Below are 12,275 nucleotides of genomic sequence, written 5' to 3' on the forward strand. Positions count from 1 at the left end.
CGTCAGATTTGAAAGGGTGTCCGCCTTACAGCTGCCCAAGCAGCGTATCGCCGCCGGAAACCTCGACCTTGCCGGGCATTGCCTCGAGGTTCAGCTTCTTCACCACGCCGTCCTCGACCAGCATCGAGTAGCGTTTGGAGCGGATACCGAGACCGTTGGCGGAGGCATCTAACTCCATGCCGATCGCCTTGGTGAAGTCGGCATTGCCGTCGGCCAGGAAGGTCGCCTCGTCACGCTGGTCGGTGTCGCGCTTCCAGGCGTTCATCACGAAGGCATCGTTGACCGAGACGATCGCGATGGTGTCGACGCCCTTGTCCTTCATGGCATAGGCGTTGAGAAAGATGCTCGGCAGATGCATCTTGTGGCAGGTGCCGGTGTAGGCGCCGGGCACCGCGAACAGCGCGACTTTCTTGCCCTTGAAGATGTCGTCGGTCGATTTGACCTGCGGACCGTCCGCCGTCATCACGCGGAATTTCGCCTCGGGCAGCTTGTCGCCAATCTGGATCGCCATCATCATTCTCCCTGGAAAATCGGTTCCGCTTTGTAGACCGGGCGGCCGGGCCGCACAATATTTGCGATGCGCAAAGCGGCAGGGTTCGTCGTCCTTCACCGTGATGTCATCAGCCGGAGAAGTTGCCCTCATCCAGGAACGCCTGCTCGTCCGGCGTGGAGCTGCGGCCGAGGATGCGATTGCGATGTGGGAAGCGGCCGAACCGGCGGATGATGTCAGCGTGCTCCTCGGCGTATTTCAGGTTGTCGCTGCCGTCGACTTTCCGGAACAGCGCCACGCAGTGCAGCTGGTCCGCGAGATGCTCGGAATGCATGAAGGGCATGTAGAGGAATTCGCGCAAGGCCGGGTCGACCCGTTCGTCTGTACCACGCGCCAGCGCACGCCGCGCCACCTCGCGGGCCTGCCCATCGCTCGCATAGGTCAGCGCGTCGCCGCGGAACATGTTGCGGGGAAACTGGTCGAGCACGATGACGAGCGCCAGCGCGCCGTCATCGCTCGCTTCCCACGACGACAAGTCCCCATTCGCCGCGCGCCGCCACAGTTCGAGAAAGCGGCTCCGGATTTCGGCATCGAAATCATCGTCGCGCTTGTACCAGCGGTCGCCGCCCGCCTCGCGCCAGAAGGCGAGAACGCCTCCTGGGGTGATGTCGTCGACCTCGGTCATCACGGAAAGGCCGTGGCTACGCCGCCTCGGCCTTCTTCTCGTCGCGGAGCTGCCGGCGCAAAATCTTGCCGACATTGGTCTTCGGCAACTCGGTCCGGAACTCGATGTGCTTGGGCACCTTGTAGCCGGTGAGCTGCTCGTGACAGAACTTGATCACGTCCTCGGCCGTCAGGTTCGGATCCTTCTTCACCACGAACGCCTTCACCGCCTCGCCCGACTTCGCATCGGGAATGCCGATCACGGCGCATTCGAGCACGCCCGGATGGCTTGCGATCACTTCCTCGATCTCGTTCGGATAGACGTTGAAGCCCGAGACCAGGATCATGTCCTTCTTGCGATCGACGATCTTGATGTAGCCCTTCTCGTCCATCACGCCGATGTCGCCGGTGCGGAAATAGCCGTCCGCCGTCATCACCTTCGCGGTCTCCTCGGGCCTGTTCCAGTAGCCCGACATCACCTGCGGGCCCTTGGCGCAGATTTCGCCGGGCTGTCCCAGCGCCACCTCGTTGCCGTCGTCGTCGCGGATCGAGATCCAGGTCGAGGGCACGGGAATGCCGATCGACCCGGAGAACTCGCTCGTGGTCGCCGGATTGCAGGTGAGGGTCGGCGCGGTCTCCGACAGGCCGTAGCCTTCGGCGATGAAGCAGCCGGTCACCGCCTTCCACTGCTCGGCGACCGGGCGCTGCACGGCCATGCCGCCGCCATTGGAGATCTTCAGCTTGGAGAAGTCGAGCTTCTTGAAATCGGGATGGTGCATCAGGCCGTTGTAGAGCGTGTTGACCGCCGGGAAGCTGTTGACCTGGTACTTCGCCAGCTCCTTGATGAAGCCGGGGATGTCGCGCGGGTTGGGGATCAGCAGATTGCAGCCGCCGGCACGTACCGCCAGCAGGTAGCAGGCCGTCAGCGCAAAGATGTGATAGAGCGGGAGCGCGCAGACGATCAGAAGCTGGTCGATCTGCGGCGGCGCGGCAAGCGCCGGTTGAAGCCAGGCGTCGTTCTGCAGCACGTTGGCGACGATGTTGCGGTGAAGCAGCGTCGCGCCTTTGGAGACGCCGGTCGTGCCGCCGGTATATTGCAGGAAAGCGACGTCGCCGGGCGATAGTTTCGGCTTGTTGAAGGTCGCGCTGCGGCCTGCCGCCAGCGCATCGTTGAAGGCGGTCGCGCCCGGCAGCGAATAGGCCGGCACCATTTTCTTCACCCGGCGAACGACGAGATTGACGATCACGCCCTTGAAGCCGAGAAGGTCGCCCATGCTCGCGATGATGACGTGCTTGACGGACGTCTTGGTGATCACCTGCTCGACGGTATGGGCAAAATTCTCCAGCACGATGATGGCTTCGGCGCCGGAGTCCTTGAGCTGGTGCTCGAGCTCGCGCGGCGTGTAGAGCGGGTTGACGTTGACGACCGCGAAGCCGGCGCGCAGCACGGCCGCGGTCGCGACCGGATATTGCAGCACGTTCGGCATCATGATCGCGACGCGCGCGCCGCGTTGCAGGCCGCGGCTCTGCAAATAGGAGGCAAGCGCCAGCGACATCTGATCGAGGTCGCGGTAGCTGATCGCCTTGTCCATGCAGATGAAGGCCTTGCGGTCGGCGAACTTCGCAAAGCTCTCCTCCAGGAGGTCGACCAGCGAGGCGTATTGCGTCGGCTCGATATCGGCGGGCACGCCGGGCGGATATTGTTTGAGCCAGATGCGCTCCATAGGTATTCCCCTCCTAAACCAGAGCCCGATGTGTCTCGGGCTTGCCTCGTTGCACGCAGTATCGAGCCTGTCGCAACCGGTGGCAAGCGTTTGAGGCTTAGGACTATGGCCCCGACGTGGCTACTTGAAACGTCGCAAGCGGCGCTTGTCGCAGTTGCGAAATGCGGGAGCAGCCGTCCGCCGGCGCGTGCCGTTAACTGTTGTTGGGCGCAGACTTGGCCGCGGGCTTGGTGGTCGTCTTCGGCTTGGTAGGTTTGGCAGCGGAATCGCCGTTCGCCGCCGGCTTTTCCGCGGGTTTCGCAGCCGCGTCGGGCTTGGCATTGGCGTGCTTGACCGGCTTGGCTGCGGGTTTGGCTTCGCCCTTCGCATCCGGTTTGGCAGCATCGAGCTTGGCGCTCGACTTGGCGTCCTTGCCCGCATCTTTCGGCTTGTCGGTCGCCTCAGGCTTCTTCGCCGCAACGCGGGACTTCTTGCCACGCGCCCGCGGCGTTGCCTGTTGGTCGGCATCGGCCGCGACCGCCGCAATCAGGGCGGCGCCGCTTCGGGTCGGGCCGGTATAGACCAGCACCGGCTCGGCGGGCGCGGCGGCGGAGGCGACCAGGTCGGACGCCTTCATCATGGGCGGTTGCAGGCCGGCGGTGAAGAACGTCACCTGGGCTTCGCCGCCGGTTTGGGACGTCGATCCGCCCGTGCTGCCATTGGTTGCGATCAGCGCGTCGTCCTCGTCGCTCGCCGGGCGCCTGCGGTGGCCGCCGCACATCTCGTCGCGCAGGTTCGGCGGCGAGGCGTCGACTGGCACGAGGCTGTCGACCGTGCCGAGCGCGGGACGCAGCCACGACAGCGTGTCCTGCGAGAAGCCGCGCTCCAGAAGCTGCGCCGCCTTGACCGCGCGCGCAGTGCCGGAATTGGCGCCGAGCACCACCGCGATCAGCCGCCGTCCGTTGCGGGACGCCGATGCCACGAGATTGTAGCCGGAGGCGCAGATGAAGCCGGTCTTGAAGCCGTCGGCGCCGGGATAGCGGCCGATCAGCTTGTTGAAGTTCGGCGTGATGCGTTTGCCCAACCGGATCGCCGGGATGTGCACGAAATATTCGTATTCCGGCAGGTCGCGCAGAAACGAGCGCGCCAGGATGCCGAGATCGCGCGCCGAGGTGATCTGGCCATCGGCGGGCAGGCCGTTGGGATTGACGTAGCTCGTCTGCGTCATGCCGAGCCTCGAGGCAGTCTGGTTCATCATCGCGGAGAAGCCGTCGATCGAACCGCCGACGCCCTCGGCGAGCACCACGGCCATATCGTTCGCCGACTTGACCATCATCATCTTCAGTGCATTGTCGACGGTGACCTGCGTGCCGGGACGAAAGCCCATCTTCGAGGGCGATTGCGAAGCGGCTGTCGGTGAGACCGTCAGCAGCGTGTCGAGCGTGAGCTTGCCGTCCTTCACCGCCTTCAGCGTGACATAGGCGGTCATGATCTTGGTGACCGAAGCCGGATACCACGGGATGGTCGCGTTCTCGGCCTGCAAGACCTTGCCGCTCTCAGCCTCGATCAGAAGCAGCGCCTCGGCGCGCGCATCGCGCGGCGCAAGCAACATCAGCGCGGCGGCCACGACGGCCAGGTTCAGGGGGGCAAGGCGAAGCAGCGGGCGAAGGAAGTGCACTATCCGATTCCGGTCCTTGGAGAGCCGCCCGATAATGCGGTTCTCATGATCTGAGGTTCGGGTTTGAAGCGTATGTCAGCGCCGCCGCTTGCGGCGGGTGCAAACCTATACCGGCTCGTTCACCGAGAACAGGGGGCCAGGACCGGTATTCAGCGATGAAATAGGCCGAATTTCGACGGTTTTACTGGGACTTCACCGCCGAGGCTGCGGCCTCCGCCGCCGCCACGCTTGCCCGTGCATTTTCCTGCACCATGAACTGGGCCTTGGCGAGCGTGGCAAAATGGCCGCCTTTGGCCACGAGTTCATCGAACGTTCCGCTTTCGATCACGCGGCCACTGTCGAACACCAGGATTTTGGTGGCATGGCGGATGGTCGACAGGCGATGTGCGATGACAAACGTGGTGCGACCTCGCATCACTTCATCGAGGGCTGCGTTCACCTTGGTTTCGGTGACGGCATCGAGCGCGCTGGTCGCCTCGTCGAGGATCAGGATCGGCGGATCCTTGAGGAGCGCACGCGCGATAGACAGCCGCTGCCGCTCGCCGCCGGACAGCATGCGCCCGCGCTCGCCGGCATTGGTCTCGAAGCCGCCGCTGCGCTCGATGAAGTCGAGCGCCTGCGCGCGCTCGGCCGCGAGCTGCATCTCGGCGTCGGTTGCGTCCGGCTTGCCGACGCGCAAATTCTCCGCGATCGAGCGGTTGAACAGCAGTGCTTCCTGGAACACCACGCCGATGTTCCGCCGCAACGCCGTAAGCTTCAGCCCGCGCACATCCATGCCGTCGATCTTGATGAAGCCGGACTGCGGGTCGAAGGCGCGATGCAGAAGCGCGATCGCGGTCGACTTGCCGGCGCCGGTCGGGCCGACCAGCGCGATGGTCTGCCCGGGCAGCGCGGTGAAGGAGAGGTCCTCGACCGCCGGCCGCTTGCCGTCATAGGAGAAGGTGACGTCGTGGAATTCGACGAGGCCCGAGAGGCGCCCGGTGTCGATCGCATTCGGTCCGTCGTGCACGGCGGGCACGGCGTCGAGCACGTTGAAGAACTCGCGCAGCCGCGGCGCTTCCATGAAGACGTTGTTGACGAAGCTCACGACCTGCTCGAGCTTCTGGATCAAAAGCGTTGCAAAGCTCACGAACATCACGATCTCGCCGACCGTCGTCAGCCCCTGGTCGTGCAGCGCGATGCCGAGCGTGAAGATCGCGAGCACCGTGATGGTGGTGGAGGCGCGGGTGATGACGGTGACGAGCGCCCACCAGGACAGCACCGGCATTTGCGCAGCGAGCAACTGGTCGGCAACGAAGCGCAATCCCTGCACCTCGGCTTCGACGCGGACGAAGCTCTGCACCAACGCGACGTTGCCGAGCGCGTCGGAGGCGCGCGCGGAGAGATCGCTATAGTACTCCTCGACCGTCATCTGCAAGCCGTAGGTCCTGCGCACGACGAAGGTCGTCAGGGCCGTGAATACGATGCAGAGCGCGAACAGCAGGATCGCGAGCCGCCAGTTCAGATAGAGCGACAGCGGCAGCAGCACGAGCACCGACAGGATCGCGGCAAAATGCTCGCGGAAGAAGCCGAGCCACAGCCGCCACAGCGCATCCGTGCCGTTGAGCATCACCTTCATCAGCCGCCCGGAATGGGTGCCGGAGTGGAAGGTCAGCGGCAGTTGCAGAATATGTTCGAAATAGCTCGTCAGCACCGTCTGGCGTTGGCGATGGGCGAGCCGGTCGGCATGCAGCGCCACCAGTGCACTACAGCCGATCGTGAACAACCCGAACGCGACCCAGGCGAGCAGGAACGGCCAGGCAGAGTTCGAGCCGGCGACGGTTTTGCCGGAGAGCACGTCGACGATCCTGCCGAACAGCACGGGCTCGGCGAACTGGGCCGTCGCGAGCAGCAGATTGGCGACAGCGAGCAGCCAGCCCAGCCGCGCCTCCTTGCCGAGCAGCTCGAGAACGCGGGTGTAAAGACGAAGGATCGACATGAAATGCACGGCACCTGGACAAGCGGGATCGCACGAGGTGACATTCTAATCAGGGATGGGTCGCAAGATACAGCCGAAGCTGTCAGTTTTATTCAATTGATCAGCCGGCCAGCCATCGGCGGCAGGAACTGTTCGTCGATAATATCGTTCGCGGAGGGGCGCTTGCGGAACTTGAAATCCTGCGCGATCTGGTCGATCGCGCGATCGAAGCGGACGGGATCGACGCCGCCGAGGCCGTTGCGGCGGACCTCGTCGGTCAGGATGTTGTCGGCCAGTACGGTGGACAGCCGCGCGAGTTCGAGGTCGCGCACGCCATCCTCCATCCGGCTGACGATCCCGTCGACCGCGCGCTCCGGCTCCTTGACCGTTGCATTGAGACCGCCGATCAGCGCGCGCACGAAACCTTTCACGGCGTCCGGCGTCGAAGCGGCAAAGGACGGGTTTACGACCACGGCAAAGCCATAGGCCTCGCAGCCATAATCTGCATAGCGCAGCACCGCGAGATCGTCGGCCGGCACGCCGCGGTCGCGCAAATTCACGGCCGACAGATAGCTGAAGCCTGTGACGGCATCGACCTGTCCGGCGGACAGGATCGGCTCGCGCACCGCGGCACTCATCTTGTAGAATCTCACATGGGTCGCGGTGACCCCGTTTTGATGCGCGAGCGCCGGCCACAGCCTAATCGACAGGTCGCTGTCGGCAACGCCGACCGTCTTGCCCTCGAGATCGGACAGCGTGTGGATGCCGCGGCTCCTGCGTGCCACGATCGCGTAGGGCGCGCGATTGAACAGCACGAACACGGCCTTGATCGGCGCGGTCTCCACCCTGTCGCGAAAGCGGACCAATTCGTTGATGTCGATAAGGGCGAGATCGCTGTCGCCCCTGGCGATGCGCGCAAGCGTCTCCGGCGAGCCCGCGGCGCTGTTGAACGACACGGTGAGATGCTCGGCGCCGAATAGCCCGTCTTTCTCCGCCATGAAGAACGGCGCCATGCTCGATTCAATCGGGCGGTCGAAGGTGAACCGGATCGCGACATGCCGCGCCGCGTCGTCTGCGGCGCTCGCCGCGCGCGGGCCCGAACACGCGAGCACCCCGAGCCCGATCCAGAGAGCCAACAGGCAGCGGGAGAGGAATGTCGGGTATGGGGGCATGAATTCGCGCCGGACTGCGCTGTTTCTTTTTGGTGACGCTTGCAAAGCGCCGGCGACAGCCATCCTGGACGATCAAACCTGAACGGTTGATGAGCGGAATGCATCACGATTTCGCAATCTCCGCGAGAATTTGTCGCGGTTCAGCTTGCGTTGAGGATCGGGAACTCAACATGGGATCCGGGGGTTTAGGAACAAGCCTGCCCGCAGGCAGCCATTGGAGGCCTTTAGTCATGTTCGACCGAGCTTCGAGAATTGTTGGCCGCAAGGCCATCCTTGCCACGGCCGCTGTGCTGGCGCTGACAACGGCCGCACCTTCGGCATCGTTTGCGGGTGGCCGCCATTGGCATGGTGGTGGCGGAGCGGCGGCAGCCGCCGCCTTTGCCGGCATCGTCGGCACGGGCCTGGCCATCGCCGCCGCCCGCGATGCGTACGCCTATGACTACGGCGGGCCCGCCTACTACGGTGGCCCGGCCTATTACGGTGGGCCGGCCTACTACAGGGGCCCGGTCTACTACGGCGGCCCGGCCTACTATGGCAGCGGCTATTACGGCTACGAGGAGCGCTACGGCGGCTACACCGTTCCGCCGCCGGCCTACTAGCCATCGGCCACCAAACGTTGACCAAAACAGGCCGTCGTGCTTGCCGCGTCGGTCTGTTTTTTGCATTTGTTGTCGGACGTTAACGCGTCTACCATGGGTTTAGAGTAGTCTTGAGTACCATGAGTGATTCGCTTGAGCGGCTATATCTGGCTGTGCTCGCGGCCAGGAATCTTGATCCGGCAACATCGCGTACCGCCCGGCTGTTTCAGCGCGGCCCGGCCAAAATGGCGAAAAAACTCGCTGAGGAGGCCATCGAGGTTGTCATCGACGCCGTTCATGGCGACAACGAAGCCGTGATCCGGGAAAGCGCCGACCTGCTCTACAATCTCACCGTGCTCTGGGCCTCGGCCGGCGTGCGGCCTGAGGACGTGTGGCGCGAGATGGCGCGGCGGGAGGACCTGCTCGGCATCGCCGAGAAGCTGCCGAAATCGCCGATGAAACTGCCCAAGGTCGCCTCGCCCCGTGTCGCCTCCCGGCGGCCAATTGTCGCGCTCGAGGGCCGCACGGCGCGCAAGCGGCACTAGAAGCAATACAAATCGGCCCTATCTCGCCATGGACAAATCGCTCCCATGGTGCTTCATCGCGGCGCCATGCTGAAACGTATCTACGACTGGTGCATCGACGCCGCCCACAAGCCCTACGCGCTTTGGATCATGGGCGCCGTGGCTTTCGCCGAAAGCTCGTTCTTTCCCGTCCCTCCGGACGTGATGCTGGTGCCGATGTCGCTGGCGCGCCCGCAGCGCGCCTGGGTCTACGCCACCGTCTGCACCGCGACCTCGGTGCTCGGCGGCATCCTCGGCTATGCCATCGGGGCGCTGCTCTATGACTCGCTAGGGCATTGGCTGATCCAGCTCTACGGGCTTGGCGACCAGGTCGAGGGATTCCGTGCCAAATACGCCGAATGGGGCGCCGTGATCATCCTGCTCAAGGGTCTGACACCGATCCCTTACAAGCTCGTCACCATCACCTCGGGCTTTGCCGGCTACAATCTGCTTCTGTTCGTCCTGTTCTCCATCATTGCACGCGGCGGCCGCTTCTTCATCGCGGCCATCCTGCTCAACCGCTATGGCGACTGGATCCGGGTCAGGATCGAGCGGCATCTCGGATTGTGGGTGGCGATCTTGGCCGCGGTGCTGGTGCTCGGCTTCGTGATCGCGATCAAGCTGATCTGAGCAAGCGTAGCTGGAGCATGATCAGGACCCGAAGGGCCGCGTTAGCGCAAAGTGTGAAGTCGTCACCACCGCGTTGTGCCAGAACTGAAGCGATGACACCGCGCGCGAGCAAACCATAAGGAGCGCCCATGAGCCGTACGGAGCAGGACTTCCTCGGACAGCGTGAGATCGCCGACGACATCTACTACGGCGTCCAGACCATCCGCGGGAAGGAGAACTTCCACATCACCGGCATTCCGATGAACCAGGAGCCTTACTTCGTGAAGGCGCTTGGCTACGTGAAGAAAGCCGCCGCGATGGCCAATCGCGATCTCGGCGCGATCGATGCCAAGGTCGCCGACGCGATCATCCTCGGCTGCGACCGCGTCATCGCCGGCGACATGATGGATCAGTTCGTCACCGATTTCATCCAGGGCGGCGCCGGCACCTCCACCAACATGAACGCCAACGAGGTGATCGCCAACCTCGCGCTGGAATCGCTCGGCTTCAGCAAGGGCGACTACCAGCACGTGAGCCCGAACGATCACGTCAATTACGGCCAGTCGACCAACGACACCTATCCGACCGCCTTTCGCCTGGCACTGATCCTGCGGCTCGAGAGCTATATGACGGCGCTGCGGCAGTTACAGGAGGCGTTCTTCGCCAAGGGGCGCGAGTTCGATCGCGTGCTGAAGATGGGCCGCACGCATCTCCAGGACGCGGTGCCGATGTCGCTAGGGGCCGAATTCCGCGGCTGGGGCACCACGATCGGCGAGGAGGTCGATCGCATCTCGGAAGCTCGCGCGCTGCTGCGCGAGATCAATCTCGGCGCCACCGCGATCGGCACGTCGGTCACGGCCGCCGTCGGCTATCCAAAACTTGCGGTTCGGCATCTGAGTGCTCTGACGGGCGTCGACTTCGTGCTGGCGGGCGATCTTGTCGAGGCGACGTCGGACACCGGCGCCTATGTGCAGCTCTCCGGCGTGCTCAAGCGCACCGCGAGCAAGCTCACCAAGATCTGCAACGACATTCGCCTGCTCGCCTCCGGCCCGCGTGCGGGCTTCAACGAGATCAATTTGCCGCAGCTTCAGCCGGGTTCGTCCATCATGCCCGGCAAGGTCAATCCGGTGATCCCCGAGGTCGTCAACCAGACCAGCTTCCTCGTCATCGGCCTTGACACCACGGTGACGCTGGCGGCCTCCGCCGGCCAGCTCCAGCTCAACGTGATGGAGCCGGTAATCTCGTTCGCGCTGTTCTTCTCGATCCGCACCATGGAGCGCGCAGTCAACAGCCTGCGCCAGAATTGCATCATCGGCATCACCGCCAACGAGGAGCACACCCGCAACATGGTGCTCAACTCGCTCGGCATCGTCACCGTGCTGAAGCCGCTGCTCGGATACAAGCAATGCGCCGAGATCGCGCGCGAGGGCTACAAGAGCGGCAAGTCGCTGCACCAGATCGTGGTGGTCGAGCGCAAGCTGCTGACGCAGGAGAAATGGGACGAGATGTTCTCATTCGAACGACTGATCAACCCCGATTTGAGCGAGTGAATTGTCGTCACTCGCAGATGCCGACATTCCGGGGCGCAAACGAGTCCGCGCCAAGGCGGCCGATGACAGCCTCCACGCGAAACCGGAGTTGCCATTCGCTCTGAGGCACGATGCATTCCGGTGCGCCTGTCGGCGCATCCCATTGCGCAATTGCGCAATGTGGGAATGACGAAGGTGGATCGCGCTCCTGCGCGAAACACAGTGAATTCCGTGAGTTGGAATTGCGGTAACGGCGTCCGGCCGGCGGCGCGGAAACGCAATACTTGACAGTGGAAAGATTGCCTTGTTGGTATGGCGCCCAGCAGCCATCTTGTCCGCCAGCAGAGGATCGTTTCGCAATGTCCATGCCTGCCTTGTTCAAAGGGCGTCTGTCGATCCCCGTGATCGGCTCGCCGCTCTTCATCATCTCGGTGCCCGATCTCGTGATCGCGCAGTGCAAGGCGGGTGTGGTCGGCTCGTTCCCGGCGCTCAATGCGCGGCCGCCGGAGCTGCTCGACGAGTGGCTGGCACGGATCACCGAAGAGCTCGCGGCCTATGACCGTGCTCATCCCGAGCGCCCCTCCGCGCCGTTCGCGGTGAACCAGATCGTGCACAAGTCGAACAACCGGCTCGATCACGACATGGCGCTTTGCGCCAAATACAAGGTTCCGATGATCATCTCCTCGCTCGGCGCGCGCGAGGAGCTCAATCAGGCCGTGCACAATTGGGGCGGCATCGTCTTCCACGACGTGATCAACCAGAAGTTCGCGCACAAGGCGATCGAGAAGGGCGCCGACGGTCTGATCCTGGTCGCGGCCGGCGCCGGCGGCCACGCCGGCACGATCTCGCCGCTGGCCTTCGTCGCGGAGACGCGCAAATGGTTCGACGGCCCGATCGCGCTGTCGGGTGCGATCGGCAACGGCAAGGCGATTCGCGCCGCGCGCATCCTGGGGGCCGACTTCGCCTATGTCGGCTCGGCCTTCATCGCGACCAGGGAAGCCAACGCGGTCGAGAAGTACAAGGAGATGATCGCCTCGTCCTCGGCCGACGACATCGTCTATTCGAATCTCTTCACCGGCGTGCATGGCAACTATCTGAAGCCGTCGATCCTCGCCGCCGGCATGGATCCGGAGAACCTGCCGACATCGGATCCCTCCAAGATGAATTTCGGCACCGATGCTTCCGGCGAGCGCGCCAAGCCGAAGGCATGGAAGGAGATCTGGGGCTCGGGCCAGGGCATCGGCAGCGTCGAGGGAATCGTGCCCGCCGCCGAGTTGATCGCGCGCTTCAAGAAGGAATACGACGAAGCCACCGATCCGCCGTTGTGACCGCT

General features: G+C 63.9%; 11 protein-coding genes. 5 read left to right on the forward strand and 6 right to left on the reverse strand.

Features of this window, described 5'->3' with window-relative positions:
• Positions 1–25: 25 nt before the first annotated feature.
• From QA640_RS04265 to QA640_RS04290, 6 genes are all read right to left on the reverse strand, one after another.
• A complete protein-coding gene (locus QA640_RS04265) occupies positions 26–511 on the reverse strand; it encodes a peroxiredoxin (RefSeq protein ID WP_283039519.1) in 486 nt (161 codons plus the stop codon).
• A 109-nt stretch (positions 512–620) separates the two neighbouring features.
• Positions 621–1,175, reverse strand: a complete 555-nt coding sequence (locus QA640_RS04270) for a DUF924 family protein (RefSeq protein ID WP_283039520.1) — start codon at positions 1,173–1,175, stop codon at positions 621–623.
• 16 nt (positions 1,176–1,191) lie between these two features.
• Complete coding sequence (locus QA640_RS04275; protein WP_283039521.1) at positions 1,192–2,877, reverse strand: long-chain fatty acid--CoA ligase; 1,686 nt, start codon at positions 2,875–2,877, stop codon at positions 1,192–1,194.
• Between the two features lie 193 nt (positions 2,878–3,070).
• Positions 3,071–4,534: a D-alanyl-D-alanine carboxypeptidase family protein gene (locus tag QA640_RS04280; protein WP_283039522.1), complete on the reverse strand. Its 1,464-nt coding sequence runs from the start codon at positions 4,532–4,534 to the stop codon at positions 3,071–3,073.
• A gap of 181 nt (positions 4,535–4,715) precedes the next feature.
• The gene (locus tag QA640_RS04285; RefSeq protein ID WP_283039523.1) at positions 4,716–6,512 is read right to left on the reverse strand and encodes a glucan ABC transporter ATP-binding protein/ permease; all 1,797 of its coding nucleotides are present in this window, start codon (positions 6,510–6,512) and stop codon (positions 4,716–4,718) included.
• A gap of 92 nt (positions 6,513–6,604) precedes the next feature.
• The gene (locus tag QA640_RS04290; RefSeq protein WP_283039524.1) at positions 6,605–7,663 is read right to left on the reverse strand and encodes an ABC transporter substrate-binding protein; all 1,059 of its coding nucleotides are present in this window, start codon (positions 7,661–7,663) and stop codon (positions 6,605–6,607) included.
• A 230-nt stretch (positions 7,664–7,893) separates the two neighbouring features.
• Here QA640_RS04290 and QA640_RS04295 point away from each other — a divergent pair, with 230 nt between their 5' ends.
• The 5 genes from QA640_RS04295 (at position 7,894) to QA640_RS04315 (ending at position 12,270) form a co-directional block, all read left to right on the forward strand.
• Entirely contained in the window at positions 7,894–8,262 is a 369-nt protein-coding gene (locus QA640_RS04295) for a hypothetical protein (protein WP_283039525.1), read from the forward strand.
• 119 nt (positions 8,263–8,381) lie between these two features.
• The gene (hisE, locus tag QA640_RS04300) at positions 8,382–8,786 is read left to right on the forward strand and encodes a phosphoribosyl-ATP diphosphatase (RefSeq protein ID WP_283039526.1); all 405 of its coding nucleotides are present in this window, start codon (positions 8,382–8,384) and stop codon (positions 8,784–8,786) included.
• 45 nt (positions 8,787–8,831) lie between these two features.
• Positions 8,832–9,434: a YqaA family protein gene (locus QA640_RS04305; RefSeq protein ID WP_283039527.1), complete on the forward strand. Its 603-nt coding sequence runs from the start codon at positions 8,832–8,834 to the stop codon at positions 9,432–9,434.
• Positions 9,435–9,562: 128 nt separating this feature from the next.
• Positions 9,563–10,963: an aspartate ammonia-lyase gene (locus QA640_RS04310; RefSeq protein ID WP_283039528.1), complete on the forward strand. Its 1,401-nt coding sequence runs from the start codon at positions 9,563–9,565 to the stop codon at positions 10,961–10,963.
• Positions 10,964–11,301: 338 nt separating this feature from the next.
• A complete protein-coding gene (locus QA640_RS04315) occupies positions 11,302–12,270 on the forward strand; it encodes a nitronate monooxygenase family protein (RefSeq protein WP_283039529.1) in 969 nt (322 codons plus the stop codon).
• Positions 12,271–12,275: the final 5 nt, after the last annotated feature.

Origin of the sequence: Bradyrhizobium sp. CB82 (assembly GCF_029714405.1) — a bacterium.
In the GTDB taxonomy this organism is placed as follows: domain Bacteria; phylum Pseudomonadota; class Alphaproteobacteria; order Rhizobiales; family Xanthobacteraceae; genus Bradyrhizobium.